The 13,804-nt window shown below is 62.5% G+C and carries 14 protein-coding genes; 4 read left to right on the forward strand and 10 right to left on the reverse strand.

Translation table 11 applies throughout. From position 1 onward, the window contains the following. Positions 1 to 183: 183 nt before the first annotated feature. Complete coding sequence (locus tag BVH01_RS23340) at positions 184 to 1,197, forward strand: NAD(P)-dependent alcohol dehydrogenase (protein WP_075932635.1); 1,014 nt, start codon at positions 184 to 186, stop codon at positions 1,195 to 1,197. 161 nt (positions 1,198 to 1,358) lie between these two features. Here BVH01_RS23340 and BVH01_RS23345 read toward each other — a convergent pair whose 3' ends face one another. Together BVH01_RS23345 and BVH01_RS23350 are read right to left on the reverse strand one after the other, a co-directional pair. Then, positions 1,359 to 1,664, reverse strand: coding sequence for a BolA family transcriptional regulator (locus BVH01_RS23345; protein WP_075932592.1), 306 nt, complete (start codon positions 1,662 to 1,664; stop codon positions 1,359 to 1,361). A 50-nt stretch (positions 1,665 to 1,714) separates the two neighbouring features. Continuing rightward, a complete protein-coding gene (locus BVH01_RS23350) occupies positions 1,715 to 2,215 on the reverse strand; it encodes a DUF2059 domain-containing protein (protein ID WP_075932593.1) in 501 nt (166 codons plus the stop codon). 237 nt (positions 2,216 to 2,452) lie between these two features. Here BVH01_RS23350 and BVH01_RS23355 point away from each other — a divergent pair, with 237 nt between their 5' ends. From BVH01_RS23355 to BVH01_RS23365, 3 genes are read left to right on the forward strand one after another with little or no spacing between them, the layout of a single operon-like run. Then, positions 2,453 to 3,463 (forward strand): DUF2804 domain-containing protein, encoded by a 1,011-nt coding sequence (locus BVH01_RS23355; protein ID WP_075932594.1) that lies wholly within the window; start codon positions 2,453 to 2,455, stop codon positions 3,461 to 3,463. Between the two features lie 60 nt (positions 3,464 to 3,523). Then, complete coding sequence (locus BVH01_RS23360) at positions 3,524 to 4,918, forward strand: class II fumarate hydratase (protein WP_075932595.1); 1,395 nt, start codon at positions 3,524 to 3,526, stop codon at positions 4,916 to 4,918. After that, on the forward strand, positions 4,911 to 5,531 hold the full coding sequence (locus BVH01_RS23365) for an NAD(P)H-dependent oxidoreductase (protein WP_075932596.1): 621 nt from the start codon (positions 4,911 to 4,913) through the stop codon (positions 5,529 to 5,531). Before BVH01_RS23360 ends, BVH01_RS23365 begins: the two co-directional genes overlap by 8 nt. A 327-nt stretch (positions 5,532 to 5,858) precedes the next feature. Here the strand turns inward: BVH01_RS23365 and BVH01_RS23370 are convergent, their stop codons facing one another. The 8 genes from BVH01_RS23370 to BVH01_RS25055 all read right to left on the reverse strand — a co-directional run. Then, positions 5,859 to 6,800, reverse strand: a complete 942-nt coding sequence (locus BVH01_RS23370) for an AEC family transporter (protein ID WP_075932597.1) — start codon at positions 6,798 to 6,800, stop codon at positions 5,859 to 5,861. A 4-nt stretch (positions 6,801 to 6,804) separates the two neighbouring features. Then, a complete protein-coding gene (zapE, locus tag BVH01_RS23375; RefSeq protein WP_139317899.1) occupies positions 6,805 to 7,935 on the reverse strand; it encodes a cell division protein ZapE in 1,131 nt (376 codons plus the stop codon). Next, a complete protein-coding gene (gene pcaG, locus BVH01_RS23380) occupies positions 7,925 to 8,533 on the reverse strand; it encodes a protocatechuate 3,4-dioxygenase subunit alpha (protein WP_075932598.1) in 609 nt (202 codons plus the stop codon). The genes zapE and pcaG overlap by 11 nt, the downstream gene beginning before the upstream one ends. A gap of 10 nt (positions 8,534 to 8,543) precedes the next feature. After that, positions 8,544 to 9,257: a protocatechuate 3,4-dioxygenase subunit beta gene (pcaH, locus tag BVH01_RS23385; RefSeq protein WP_075932599.1), complete on the reverse strand. Its 714-nt coding sequence runs from the start codon at positions 9,255 to 9,257 to the stop codon at positions 8,544 to 8,546. A 432-nt stretch (positions 9,258 to 9,689) separates the two neighbouring features. Continuing rightward, positions 9,690 to 10,487 (reverse strand): SDR family NAD(P)-dependent oxidoreductase, encoded by a 798-nt coding sequence (locus tag BVH01_RS23390; RefSeq protein ID WP_075932600.1) that lies wholly within the window; start codon positions 10,485 to 10,487, stop codon positions 9,690 to 9,692. Beyond that, the gene (locus BVH01_RS23395; protein ID WP_075932601.1) at positions 10,487 to 11,263 is read right to left on the reverse strand and encodes an alpha/beta fold hydrolase; all 777 of its coding nucleotides are present in this window, start codon (positions 11,261 to 11,263) and stop codon (positions 10,487 to 10,489) included. Before BVH01_RS23395 ends, BVH01_RS23390 begins: the two co-directional genes overlap by 1 nt. A 327-nt stretch (positions 11,264 to 11,590) precedes the next feature. Then, complete coding sequence (locus BVH01_RS23400; protein WP_075932602.1) at positions 11,591 to 11,926, reverse strand: hypothetical protein; 336 nt, start codon at positions 11,924 to 11,926, stop codon at positions 11,591 to 11,593. Beyond that, the coding region (locus BVH01_RS25055; RefSeq protein WP_256562825.1) for a hemagglutinin repeat-containing protein at positions 11,923 to 13,804 on the reverse strand (1,882 nt) is incomplete at its 5' end. The genes BVH01_RS23400 and BVH01_RS25055, both read right to left, overlap by 4 nt.

Consider the following 13,804-nt stretch of genomic DNA (forward strand, 5'->3'; position numbering starts at 1 on the left):
ACAGCGTCGCCTGGGCCTCAGTGAGGTGCAATGGAGAAATGGGCCGTGCAGTTTACTGGTGTTGGCCGCCCAAGTGTAGGGCGCGGCGCCGGAACGCCAGGTGATGGGCATGGTCGAGAAAGAGAGGCGGCCGCGATGGCCGCCATCGATCGACACCATTCGCAGCCTGAGGAGGAACCGCCCATGAAAGCCGTCGTCGTGCGTACGCCCGGAGGCCTGAACCGGATCGAAGTGGTCGAAATCGCCGATCCCGGCCAGCCCGGGCCGGGGCAGATTCGCGTCGCCCTGCATGCCAGCTCGCTGAATTTCCATGACCTGCTGGTGGCCAATGGCAGCATTAGCGCGGCCGATGGCCGGGTGCTGATGGCCGACGGCGCCGGCGTAGTCGAAGCGGTCGGCGATGGCGTCAGTGAGTTCAGGGTAGGTGATCATGTGGTATCGGGCTTTTTCCCGCAGTGGCCGGACGGAGACGTGGGTGCGGCAGTCAGCAACTTCGCCGGCACGCCGGGCGATGGCATCGACGGCTTCGCGGCCCAGCACGCGGTACGCGCGGCCAGCGCCTTCACCCACGCACCTCGGGGCTGGAGCCATGCCGAGGCAGCCACCATCACCACCGCGGGGCTGACCGCCTGGCGGGCGCTGGTGGTCGATGGCGGGCTGAAGGCCGGTGACAGCGTGCTGGTGCTGGGCAGCGGCGGCGTATCCATCGCCGCCCTGCAGATCGCGAGGATGATGGGCGCCTCGGTGATCGCCACGTCCTCATCGGACGAGAAGCTCGAGCGCCTGCGCCAGCTAGGCGCCGATCACACCATCAACTACCGGCAGACCGCGGATTGGGGCAAGCGCGTGCTGGAGCTGACCGATGGCCGCGGTGTGGATCAGGTGGTCGAAGTGGGCGGCCCAGGCACCCTGGCGCAGTCGATCACGGCTGTGCGCGTGGGCGGCCATATCGCCCTGATCGGCGTGCTGACCGGTCGCCAGGGCGACGTGCCAACTGCAGTGCTGATGGCCAAGCAGGTGCGCCTGCAGGGGCTGATCGTCGGCAGCCGTCGTCACCAGCAGGACTACATCCGGGCGCTGGAGCGATCCGGCGTACGGCCGATACTCGACCAGAGCTTCCCGCTGGACGAGCTCGCGGACGCATTCCGCCTGCAGGAGAGCGGCAGCCATTTCGGCAAGATCGTGGTCGAGTGGTGAAAGGCGCTGCGGCCATCGAGAGTTGAGGAGCGTGCGGGCAATACTCAGTAAAGTAGCCTGGGCCGAGCGAAGCGACACTCAGGACTTCGCTTGTACCGATGTAGCCAATGGCGATTGAAGCGCGGGCGCCCTACCCGCAGAAATCGTAAGGCAAGCTGCAATCAGTGGTCGTGCTTGCTGCCACCACGGCAGGTTGGTGAATCCGGTGCCACGCCCTGCTGGGCCCATTCCTGCGGCGTGTAGGTGTGCAGGGCCAGCGCATGCACCTGGCTCATCAGGTCGCCCAGCACGCCATAGACCTTCTGGTGGCGTTTCACGGCATTGAGGCCGTCGAACTGCGGGCTGACGATCACCGCCTTGTAGTGCGTTTCCAGCCCACGGCTGTGCATGTGGCTTTCGTCCAGCACCTCGAGTTGCTCGGGTTGCAGGGCGGCGAAGGCGGTACGCAGGTGATCGATCTTGGGCATTGCGGGCTCCATGGAGGGCGTGGCCAGCGCCTGGCTGGCCACGGCGGGTATCAGGGCTTCTTGGCGCCCAGTTCACTGCCCATATCGGTGAGCAGCTTGTTGACCGCCGGCACGGCGCTTTCCAGCTTGGCCTGGGTGATCTGTGCGGACTGGGCGGTAAGCGCCGGCATCTGCTTGAGCACTTTCTGGCCCAGCGGCGATTGATAGAAGGCGATCAGGTCCTTGAGCTCCTGCTCGCTGAAATTGCTGGTGTACAGCTTGACCATGTCGGGCTTGAGCTTGTCCCAGCCGACCGCCTTGTCCAGCTCGGCGTTGGCCTTGGCCTGGTAACTTTCCAGCACGGCCTTCTTGCTCTCCGGCGCCTTGGTTTCGGCGAAGCGCTGGGCGAACATCTGCTGAACCTGAGCGTAAACCGGAACAGCCAGCTTGTCGGCGTTGGCGAGCTGCAGGAAGCGCTCGGCATCGGCGGCATGGCTGCGGGCATCGGCCAGTACCTGGGTGCTACCGACGGCCATCAGAGCGGCAATGCAGAACGCGGGGATACGGGACATCGGGGTACTCCTGAACACAAGGGTGAGGTGCTTTGACCGACAGCGGCGCATTTTGTGCCCCGGCGCCGCGCCTCTCAAGCCTTTTCGCATGCCATGTGCGCCCGTCTACCCATGGGATTCAGCGGTAAATGCCCACTGGCGCACCCTTGCGGCGAAGTTCAAACTGCCAGCACTTGCCCGCCACGCCGGACAGTTGCATGCTCGGCGGCTCTTTTCATGCACACATGGACGTGCCCGATGAATAGCCCCTTCGTTCCACCACCGCCAATCCCGCTGTGCGATGCGCGTGGGCGCCTCAACCCGGAGGCCGTCGGCTGGTCGCCGCGGCCGCGAGTGGACTGCTCCCTGCCCGGCAACCTGGGGCGTCGCAAGCGCTGGAATCACTGGAACATCAGCACACCAGAATGGACGCTGTCGCTGATCCAGGCCGACCTGGATTACGTTGGCTACGGCGCCGCCTACTTTCTCGACCTGAACAGCGGCCAGCACGTAGCCCTCAATCAGCTCAGCCTGTTTGCCCGCGGCTGCAACCTGCCGGACACGCCCCAGGGCGGCCACGCCTTCGAGCACCATCGCCTGCAGCTGCATTTCAACGAATACCCCGGCCGCGTGCGGCTGACCGCCACCTCACCGAATATCGGCGGCCAGCCGCTGCACCTGGCACTGGACATCCAGCGCCTCGCTCACCTGGAGTCGGTGAACCTGGTGGTGCCGTTCGGCAACAAGGGCTTCCACGCCACCTGTCGCCAGGTGGGCCTGCCGGTGACCGGCAGCGTGCATCTGGGCGACAAGGACTACGAATGCACCAGCGGCCACAGCTTCGCCTCCATGGATTTCGGCCGTGGCGTATGGCCGCTCTACAGCCAGTGGACCCGCGCGGTGTTCGCGGCGCCCGGCGGCATCGGTGGCAACTTCGGCAGCGGCTGGACCGAGCACAGCGGGTTGACGGAAAACGCCCTGTGGTTCGGCGGCGCCCTGCTGCACTTGGAGCAGACCGTGCAAATCCGCCAGATGCGCAACGACCCGCTGGCGCCCTGGCACCTGACGACCGAGGACGGCCAGGTCGACCTCACCTTCACCCCGCGCCAGGCCCATGTCGCCAAACCGCGCCTCGGCTTCGGCCTGCTGTATGCCGACACCTACGAGTGGTTCGGCCAGTACGATGGTCTGCTGCGCAATGCCCTCGGCGAGCGCGTACCGGTACGCGCGGCACAGGGCTGGATGGGCACGAGCCGAACGCGCTGGTAGTTGGAACGTGTGGTCACCAGTGCAGCCTAACGTGATTGAAACGCGACGGAGAGTCCCGCAATGAGCCGTACCGAAACCGACAGCATCGGCCCCATCGAAGTCCCCGAGGACGCCTACTGGGGCGCCCAGACCCAGCGTTCGCGGATCAATTTCGCGATTGGCGAGGAGCACATGCCGCTGGCGGTGGTGCATTCCCTGGCGCTGATCAAGAAAGCCGCAGCGCGCATCAATGATCGCATCGGCGACCTGCCCCATGACATCGCCCGGCTGATCGAGCAGGCTGCCGATGAAGTGATCGCCGGCCAGCACGACGCGCAGTTCCCGCTGGTGGTCTGGCAGACCGGCAGTGGCACCCAGAGCAACATGAACGTCAACGAGGTGATCGCCGGGCGCGCCAACGAGCTGGCCGGCAACCCGCGAGGCGGCAAGAGCCCGGTGCACCCCAACGACCACGTCAACCGTGCGCAGAGCTCCAACGACTGCTTTCCCACCGCCATGCACATCGCCGCTGCCGGCGCCGTGCAGCGCGACCTGCTGCCGGCCATCGCCGAGCTTTCCGAAGCCCTGGCCGACCAGGCGGCGCGCCATAACCGCCTGGTGAAGACCGGCCGCACCCACATGATGGATGCCACGCCGATCACCTTCGGCCAGGAGCTGTCGGCGTTCGTCGCCCAACTGGAGCTGGCGCAGCAGGCGATTCGCGCGACCCTGCCGGCAGTCTGCGAACTGGCTCAGGGCGGCACCGCCGTCGGCACCGGTCTGAATTCGCCCCCCGGCTTCGGTGAAGCGATTGCCGCGGAGCTGGCAGCCTTGAGCGGCCTGCCATTGAAGAGCGCGCCGAACAAATTCGCTGCCCTCGCCGGCCACGAGCCGCTGACGGCCCTCTCCGGCGCCCTGAAAACCCTGGCCGTGGCACTGATGAAAATCGCCAACGACCTGCGCCTGCTGGGCTCCGGCCCGCGCGGCGGCTTTGCCGAAGTGCGCCTGCCGGCCAACGAGCCGGGCAGCTCGATCATGCCCGGCAAGGTCAACCCGACCCAATGCGAGGCGCTGTCGATGCTGGCCTGCCAGGTGATGGGCAATGACGTGACCATCGGCTTCGCGGCCAGCCAGGGGCACCTGCAACTGAACGTCTACAAGCCAGTGATCATTCATAACGTGCTGCAGTCGATCCGCCTGCTGGCCGATGGCTGCAGTAACTTCCGCGAGCACTGCGTGCTCGGCATGGAGCCCGACGCCCCGCGCATGGCCGAGCACCTGGAGCGCGGCCTGATGCTGGTCACCGCGCTGAACCCGCATATCGGCTACGACAAGGCCGCGGAAATCGCCAAGAAGGCCTACAGCGAAGGCACCACCCTGCGCGAGGCGGCCCTGGCGCTGGGGCACCTCACCGAGGAGCAGTTCGACGCCTGGGTGCGCCCGGAAACCATGCTGCAGGCCGGCCAACATGACTGACGGCGCCAAGAGTGGCGCCACCCCGCTGGAGGGGGATGGCAAGCGGATCCTGATGATCATCGGCTCGCCGAAAAGCGACAGCTTCTGCCATTCCCTGGCCGAGGCCTACGCCCAGGGCGCGCGCACCGAAGGCCATGTGGTGCGGCAGATCCGCCTGGGCGATTTGAGCTTCGATCCGGTGCTGCACGAGGGCTACAGCCAGAGCCAGGCCCTGGAGCCGGACCTGCTCGAAGCGCAGCGACAGATTCACTGGGCCCAGCACCTGGTATTCGTCTACCCGGTCTGGTGGGGCGGCCTGCCGGCCCAGCTCAAGGGCTTCTTCGACCGCGTGCTGCTGCCCGGCTTCGCCTTCAAATACCGCAGCGATTCGCAGCTCTGGGACAAGCTGCTCAGCGGCCGCACCGCCGACCTGCTGGTCACCCTCGACACGCCACGCTGGTACTTTCACTGGATCTACGGCGCGCCGGCCCATCGGCAGATGAAGCGCACCATCCTCGGCTTCTGCGGCATCAAAACGCGCCGCCTGGAGACGTTCTCGCCGGTGCGTCCCTCTTCGGAGAATCAGCGACAGAACTGGATAAGGCGAGCGGAGTTGCTGGGTAGTCGGGTTTGATAGTTGGACTCTGCTTGCGATCTTTCTAGGCGACGTTGAAACGCTAAAGAGGCTGCCACAAGACAGAAGCAGACACTCAAACCAACCTGTGGGAGCCCCGACCTCGGGGCGAAACGATTGCAGCCTGACTGCCTATTTCGGCGGTGCCTGAGCGATTCGCCGCGAGGTCGCGGCTCCCACAATGGATCGGATAACGGCCGCTACCGCCACATTGCAGTCAACACGCCGAAGCCGAGCCGAAGGATCGTGAACGGGCTCCTGGAACGATCAGGCGGCCTCGAAAGGTTTCACCTATACGACCCGCCCCATCTAGGAAATAAATCGCTCTTACGAAGATCCCGTGCCGATAAATACCAGCGCCACACTGATGGTGACGAACGACAACACCGTCGCCACCAGCAGGGTCGCGCTGCAGCGGTCCTCCAGGCCGAAACGCTGGCCGAGGATCGGGAAGATGCTCATCATCGGTGAGCAGGCGAACAGCACGCCCACCACCTTCATCACCGGGTCGACGTCCGGCACCAGCATGAACGCGCACAGCACCGCCAGCGGATGCAGGATCAGCTTGCCGCCGGAAATCCACGCGGCATCCACCCACACGCCACGGGCCTTCATGCCGAACAACCCGGCACCGATCACGAACAGCGCCAGCGGCGCCGATACCCCGGCCAGCATGTCGATGGGTTTGAACAGCAGCGGCGGAATCTCGATGCCCAGCAGCGAGACGCACAGGCCGATGATGATGCCGATGATCACCGGGTTCTTCAGCAGCCGCCCGAAGGTCATGCTCAACACCTTGAGGCCGCCGCCGCCCTGCTGCTTGCCCGCCTCGGCCAGCACCAGCGCCAGGGGAATCATCAGCAGGTTCTCGACCAGCATGCCCATCGCCATGCCCAGTACCGCCGGCGAGCCGATGGCGGCCGCTACCAGCGGGTAGCCGACGAAACCGCTGTTGGAAACCGACATGCCCATGGCGTTGATGGCCGAGCCCGACAGGTTGTCGCCACGCACCCAACGCGACACGCCGAACGCCAGGGTAAAGGCCGCCAGGGAGCCGAACGCATAGGCGATCAGGTAGCTGGGCACCATGGTTTGCTGGATCGGCGAGGTGCCCAGGGTCTTGATCAGCAGCGCCGGCATGGCGAAGGTGATTACGAAGGCGCCGATGCCGCGCACCTGCTCACGATTGAGCAGGCCGCCCATGGCCGCGAGGTAGCCGAGGCCGATCAGCAGGAAGATCGGCGCAGTGATCTGGAGAATTTGCAGCACGGGTTCAGCATTCCTTGTCGCAGGTGGCGCGGGCCTCTAGGCCGGTGTCTTCGGTCGTCGCGAGTTCTCGTTTGCTCAATTGACGAAGACGGCTGCGGGTTCGCACGAAATCCTGATGGGCGGAGCCGCGGCACAGGCGCTCGAGACTGAATTCGCTGCACAACAGCAGCGTGGCGCCGGCATCGTACGCGATATCAACCAGGTTGATGAACCGCTGGCAGGCATCGGTGGGCTGCGAATCCAGGGTCGGCACGCCGGTCAGGGCAAGGCGCGGATAACGCTGCAGCAGCCAGAGAAAATCTGCCGTGGAGTGGGCATTACCGCACAGCTCGGCGAACTCCAGCCAGGCGCGACCGGGCGCCAGGGCACGCACCGACAAGGGATGATGATTGACGGTCAGCAGCTGATCGCGCTGCGCCTGCTCATCCAGCGCCAGCCAGTTTTCCAGATAGGCCTGGCCGCCCGCCGATTGCGGCCAGAGGTACTCACCCCACTGCTGAGCGTTGCCCGGCAGCTCGCGGTAATCGGTGCCGGCATCCAGGCTCATCACCGTGAACCGCTTTTCGAACATCTCGATGGCCGGCGTGAAGCGCTCGCGGTACAGCGGATTGGGGCACAGCCCGGCCGGCGGATAGTTGGAAGTCATCACCAGGCCGACGCCCTCCTCGACCAGCACGTCAAGCAGACGGCGCAACAGCATGGCATCGCCGATGTCATGCACATGAAATTCATCGAAGCACAGCAGGCGGATGTCCTGGGCCAGCGCGCGGATCGCCAGCACCAGCGGGTCAGGCTGGCCGGCAAAGGCCTGCATGCGCTGCTGCAGCTCCTGCAAAAAGGCATGAAAATGCACGCGGCGCTTGGCGCTCAATGGCGCCGCCGCGAAGAAGGCGTCCATCACGAAGCTCTTGCCGCGCCCCACGCCACCCCACAGGTAGACGCCGGCAACCGGCTTGCGCAACCAGCCACGCCGCCCGGTGCACCAACCTTGCAGCCACTGCCCCAGGGTATCGATCGCGCGCTGCTGCTCGGTGTCGGCGTGGAAACCGCGGGCCTCGAGGGCTGCGGTAAAACCTTGGTGGATGCGCGCGTCGATCTGCTCGGCGGGCGCATCCAGGTCGCTGTCAGAAATCAAAAAACACCGTTTCGCCGTCCCCCTGAATGCGGATATCAAATCGGTAGGCCGGCTTGCCGTCAACCTCGCAGCGCCTGGCGATCATGGTCTCGCGGCGCGAAGGCTGCTCGATCAGGTTCAGCACCGGATCCTTGCCGTTGGCCTCGGCCTCATCCTCGAAATACAGGCGCGTGTGCAGGTGGATGTTGATGCCCCGGGCGAACAGCGCGACGTTGATGTGCGGCGCCATCGGTACGCCGGCAGCGTTGTCGACCACGCCGGGTTTGATCGTCTGCACCGTCCACTCGCTGCCGGCATCGAAGGTGGTGGCGGTACGGCCGAAGCCATTGAAAGGCTTGTCCAGGTCGTAGTCGGCGTCATAGCGGCCCTGGTGGTCGGCCTGCCAGAGTTCCAGGAAGGCGTCGCGCACCAGATGACCGTTGCCGTCGTAGACGTGGCCGATCAGGGTGATGTGCTCGCCCGGAGCGCCGGGCTTGGCCATCTGGTTCCAGATTTCCTGGTCACGGGTCGGGTTGCCGGCAGCGGCCAGGGCCAGGCCGATGTGCACGTAGGGGCCGGCGGTTTGCGAAGCGGTTTCGGGCAAGAGTTCGACAGGCATGGCGGGCTCCTCAGCAATTCTCGAAGTGGGTCTTGCGCTGGCCGCGCAGCACGATGTCGAAGCGGTAGGCCAGGCAATCCATGGGGTTGGCCATGCTCATGTCGAGCTTGGCGATCAGCGTCTGTACCGCGTCCGGGTTGGCGATCGACTTGACGATCGGGCACAGCGGAATCAGCGGGTCCCCTTCGAAATACAACTGGGTGATCAGTTTGGTGGCGATCGACGGGCCACTGATGGAGAAGTGAATGTGCGCCGGGCGCCAGTCATTGGGGCCGTTGCGCCACGGGTAAGGGCCCGGCTTGACGGTTCGGAAGCTGTAGTTGCCTTCGCCGTCGGTCAGCGCGCGGCCGACACCGCCGAAGTTCGGGTCCAGCGGCGCCAGATAGCGGTCGTTCTTGTGGCGGTAGCGCCCGCCGGCATTGGCCTGCCACATTTCCACGAAAGTATGGGGAATCGGCTTGCCATACTGATCCATCACCCGACCGCACACCAGAATGCGCTCACCGATGGGCAGGCCACCGTTGTTGAAATTGAGCAGCAGATCGTTGTCATGCTTGCCCATCTTCAAGTGGCTGAAATCCGGCCCGGTGGTTTCCGAAATCGATTGCGGAATGCTCACCAGCGCCTGGCGCGGCGAGCGGGCGACTGAGGTCTTGTAATCGGGGGTGAAGGCTTTTGGGTGCCAGTTGCGATCACGGATGATGAAACGGCTGTCCTCGGACATGGGACGCTCCTGTTTATTGAAATTGTGGAGTCGCCGGTCATACGGCCGCCGGGGCGCCGATGCAGGCTCTGCGGGCCATGATCAGATAAAGGAAGCAAGGCGCCTATTGAAAAAACATCGGCGATACATAACCAAATGGTTATTTATATCGGCATTCGAGATGGCATCGCCGGGCAGCGAATCCCCAACCCGAGGCTTGGTGATCGGCAGCTACAAGGCAGAAGTGGCCACTCAAACCAACCTGTGGGAGCCCCGACCTCGGGGCGAAACGATTGCAGCCTGACTGCCTATTTCGGCGGTGCCTGAACGAATCGCCGCGAGGTCGCGGCTCCTACAGTGGATTGAATAACGACCGCTCCCGCCACTTAACCGCCACAAACAACGAATAGCGTAAAAGGCCATGAAAAGGTTGCAAGCGCTTCAGGTTGCAGCTCAATTCTGCACGCTCTGCACCGACCCACCATCGACGCGCAGGTTGCTGCCGTTGATGAAAGACGCGCGCTCCGACACCAGCAGCGCGATAGCCGCTGCCACTTCTTCTGGCTGGCCACGGCGCTGCTGGACGATCCCGGGGCGTTCCTCCTTCAGGAAGCTCTGCACCGCTTCCTCGAAGCTCACGCCCAGTTCTTCCGCACGTTTCTCCATCATGCCGTCGGTCATGCCGGTTTCGATGAACGCGGGCGATACCGTGTTGCACAACACGCCGTGGGCCGCTTCCTTGTAAGACAGGTTCTTGATGAAGGCGGCCAGCGCAGCCTTGGCCACGTTGTAGACGGCCTCTTCCCAGTACGGCTGCACGGCGTTTTCCGAAGTGATGCACACCAGCCGGCCCCAGCCGCGCTTGCGCATGGCCGGGACGGTTGCCCGAGCGACGCGCACGGCGGTGAAGAAGTCGGTGTCCCAGGCTTCCTGGTAGTCGGCGTCCGAGAGTTCCAGGGGGTCGCCCTTGGCGCCGGTCACACCGGCGGTATGCACGACGATGTCGACCTTGCCGAAACGTGCTTCAGCCTGGCGGACGAGATCATCGACCTCGGCTTGCCGGGTCATGTCCACGGCGATCAGCAGCGGATCGCCGGCAAGATCCGCGGCGGCCTGTTGCAGCGCATCCTGCTCGCGGTCGGTCAGCACCAGTTGCACGCCCTCCTCTGCCAGCAGGCGCGCGGTCGCCAGACCGATCCCGCCCGCCGCACCACTGATCAGTGCCACACGATCTTTCAAACCCAAGTCCATCAACCTTCTCCTTCAGCGATACGAGTCGCGATCAAATGAGCGAATGCGAGCATCTGCTCGGCCAGTGCGCGGGGTGTCTGCAGGGGCATCAAGTGCCCCGCGCCGGGTAGCGTCAGTACGGCGCTGTGGGGAAAGTGCGCCAGGGTGGTACGGCTCTGCGCCTCGGCATCCGGCACCTGGCGGTCGTCAGCGCCGCAGATCAGCAACGCCGGGTAAGGCAGGCTGCCGATGCGGTTCTGCCAGTCTTCGCGGCTGCCATGGTCGACCCAGGCGCGCCAGGCCTCGAGGTTCACGCTCTGGGCGTCGGCAATGGCGACCTCACGCAGGTCATCCGGCAAACGGTGGAAACTGGATTCATCGACGAAGGCTTCGGCTTGTTCTCGCGAAGCGTCGTAGGCACGCTGGCGGTCGCGGTCGGCGTCGCTCATCGGCTGCGGGCCGGGCGGCGACGGCGCCACCAGCACCAGGCCTTGAAGATAGGCCGGCTGCCGCGATGCCAGGACCGTCGCGACCTTGCCGGTCATCGAATGGCCGACGAGGATGCAGTGCTTGAGCCCGAGCTCGCGAATGCTCTGGTCGACCTGATCGGCCATCTCGCTGACCGTATAACCCGGCACTTCGCTGGCATCACCAAAGCCCGGCGTATCGAGCGCCACGCAGCGGTGCTCGCGATCAAGATAGGGAATGGTCGGCCCCCAGGTACGGTGTGAGCCGCCGAGAAAATGCATCAGCACGAAGGTGATCGGGCCTTGGCCCTGCTGGCTGTGTGGGAGCATGGAACGCCTGCCTCATGGGGGTTCAGAGTGGAAAGCGAGGCGGCGCGGAGAGTTCAGTTATTTGATTGGGCGCGTAAAGGCGATGCCGGCGCAGCTGGGGCCGCTTATCGGAGTGCTCAGTAGTTCAATTTGGATCGCGGGGAGAGCTTGAGACATGCCTTGCGCGAGAATCGTACTGCTTGCGTGAGTCTCGGGGGTTAGCTGGTTTGGCCACTACCACACTACCAGGCTCATGCAGGCATCACCTTCAAGCTATCCGACTGATCTAGATGAATATTTTGTGAAATCCCTCAGGGTCAGAGTCATTGATTTAGCTGTATGACCGAATCAATGACTCTGACCCCATCGATTCTCAGAATCTGTCCCATTTTCCGCTGTTATAAGAAACTCAGCATCGTCAGCTATCGCATCAAAAAAACTAGATAAACTCATCGCATGTGTACGAAGCGTCATCAAAGCAAGCTGAATAACCGAATCATCTGCCCCCCCCGCATCAAGCATTTTTATAGACTGACACAAAAGACCTGCATATCTATTAAAAGCCTCATTTAAGTCACACTCGTAGTCGATACTTAACTCACGACAGTCAAAATTGCCCATCTTTGCCTTGGCAATCTCTTTAAACAAACGCTTCAAATCTTCTAGAGACGAAAACTCATTCATTTCGGCAACCTCCTTCCTTCAGATAGGGCCTTACTCGTCTTATCAGCATTATAAGACCCATCGAGATTCAATACAGCTTTGAAACGCCCCTTACTATCAAAGACCTCAAGATGATTCTTATGCATGCCATCCAAATAAAACTTATCGCCTTTGACAAGGTAATCCCCAATAGACGAATTTGCTTGATACACACTTTGCCCTTGGTATATCTGCTTGGTTTTCTGCGCAGACGTATTAATTTGTGAACCAAGGCCTGGCTGCTTCAGAAACTCTCCCATATTGCCAACGCTGCCGGCATTCGGAGTGTACTTATCTTTTCCTGCCCCAGACACAACTCCAACAGCTTTCCCAGCCACCTTTTTGGTTAGTGAACCAATTTCGCCGGCAGCTAAGTCAATCAGGAAACGGGATGCCAGTACACCCTCATCACCATTTAGATAACCCTCTTCTCCAGCTGCGTACTGCTGCTTGGCATAGTCATGATCCCCCTGAACATCTTTTTTATCTCTATCACCTAAGCCCGCAGTCATGCCAACAGCAGCGCTGTCCTTTATCGCATCAATTTTGTCACCGAACATAGAGTTGATCAGGACATTACCTGCAAGACTTACAGCGGCTTTGGCCGGCCCCATAAAAACCTGCATACCAAGCAGTGCGAGCTTAGCCTCTGTAGCAGGTAGAGTTCCAAGATATAGACGCACATCCGAAGTTTCTCTCAAAAATGCGTCTCCGCCTGAGCGTGGTGCATCATTGATGGTAGTTTCCGGCAGATTCAGAGTTGCACCAGCAGAAGGCTGCGCAGCAGCTGAGGTACTCGTGCCAACATTGGCCTCATAGGCCTTATTGTAGTTTTCCGCACTGTTAGCCCAGGAAGTGAGGTACTCAAGTGTCTTTGGTGATAAGTGCTTCATCAGCTCTGGATCCAGGCCATTTCTAGCTAGGTTTTTAGCCATGGCCAAAGCACGCTCATCACCTAAGGACTGTCTTGCCTCCTGAGGAATTTGTGCCACATTCACACGCTGCGCTTGTACTTCTCGAGCGATTTTTTCGGCAGTAGCCTGCGCAACAGCAGCCACGGCTTCCACAGACGACTTGGTCACATACAGATCCGTACGTTCCTCATCATCCCGAGTGATCTCGTACGCCTTGCTCACATCACGGTTGAGGCCCTCTGTGGAGTCCTGCCCGGTCTGTGCATCCCCGCGCACGACAATCTCGCCCTCGCCGACAGTAGCCCGCACGATCTGCTGGCGATCCTTCTCGTACTCGTAACCCTCGACGCTCCAGCCCGTCTTACCCTTTTCGCCCTTGCCTTCCTGGCTTTTGTCCTGCTGGGTATCTTTCGCGTCGTTCTTGCCGTACGAACCGCCGACATTCAGGTAATAGCTGTGCTCCTTGTCGTGCCCGGCGATATCGCTGAAGCCCAGGGTGCCGGTATCCAATTTGAGGTTGCCGGTGTTGGAGGCAATCAGTGCGCCATCGATCTGCGTGTGCTCTTCGGTGCGGATGTCCAGACGATCACGCGCAACGATACGGGTTTGATTTTCCACCCACTCGGTAGAGCCCGTGGTTTCGCCGTAGCCAACCGAAGCACTGAAGCCTGCTCCCGGGCCGAACGTGGCGGTGGCGCTGACATCGAATTCCCGGCCCTTGACCTTGCCCGTATCGGGTAGCGAGGTCACGGTCAGGTCACGACCCACACGGCCAGTGACTTCGTCGCCACTCAGCTGGGCCCCGCCGATGGCGGTATCTCGGCCACTGGTGAAGTTCAGGCGATCGCCGGCGTACAGGTAGGCTTCATGCTGGCGCTGACCTTCGCGTTCAAGATCGCCCTTGCCGACGTTGACGCTGACATACACACCAACGCCCTCGGAGCCG

The sequence above is a fragment of the Pseudomonas sp. PA1(2017) genome (assembly GCF_001945375.1).
GTDB lineage: Bacteria > Pseudomonadota > Gammaproteobacteria > Pseudomonadales > Pseudomonadaceae > Aquipseudomonas.

What these genes read in the sequence shown, in the direction of transcription:
- BVH01_RS23340 (WP_075932635.1), top strand. Translation starts at nt 184, where the DNA reads ATGAAAGCCGTCGTCGTGCGTACGCCCGGAGGCCTGAACCGGATCGAA.
- BVH01_RS23345 (WP_075932592.1), bottom strand. Translation starts at nt 1,664, where the DNA reads ATGCCCAAGATCGATCACCTGCGTACCGCCTTCGCCGCCCTGCAACCC.
- BVH01_RS23350 (WP_075932593.1), bottom strand. Translation starts at nt 2,215, where the DNA reads ATGTCCCGTATCCCCGCGTTCTGCATTGCCGCTCTGATGGCCGTCGGT.
- BVH01_RS23355 (WP_075932594.1), top strand. Translation starts at nt 2,453, where the DNA reads ATGAATAGCCCCTTCGTTCCACCACCGCCAATCCCGCTGTGCGATGCG.
- BVH01_RS23360 (WP_075932595.1), top strand. Translation starts at nt 3,524, where the DNA reads ATGAGCCGTACCGAAACCGACAGCATCGGCCCCATCGAAGTCCCCGAG.
- BVH01_RS23365 (WP_075932596.1), top strand. Translation starts at nt 4,911, where the DNA reads ATGACTGACGGCGCCAAGAGTGGCGCCACCCCGCTGGAGGGGGATGGC.
- pcaG (WP_075932598.1), bottom strand. Translation starts at nt 8,533, where the DNA reads ATGCCTGTCGAACTCTTGCCCGAAACCGCTTCGCAAACCGCCGGCCCC.
- pcaH (WP_075932599.1), bottom strand. Translation starts at nt 9,257, where the DNA reads ATGTCCGAGGACAGCCGTTTCATCATCCGTGATCGCAACTGGCACCCA.
- BVH01_RS23390 (WP_075932600.1), bottom strand. Translation starts at nt 10,487, where the DNA reads ATGGACTTGGGTTTGAAAGATCGTGTGGCACTGATCAGTGGTGCGGCG.
- BVH01_RS23395 (WP_075932601.1), bottom strand. Translation starts at nt 11,263, where the DNA reads ATGCTCCCACACAGCCAGCAGGGCCAAGGCCCGATCACCTTCGTGCTG.
- BVH01_RS23400 (WP_075932602.1), bottom strand. Translation starts at nt 11,926, where the DNA reads ATGAATGAGTTTTCGTCTCTAGAAGATTTGAAGCGTTTGTTTAAAGAG.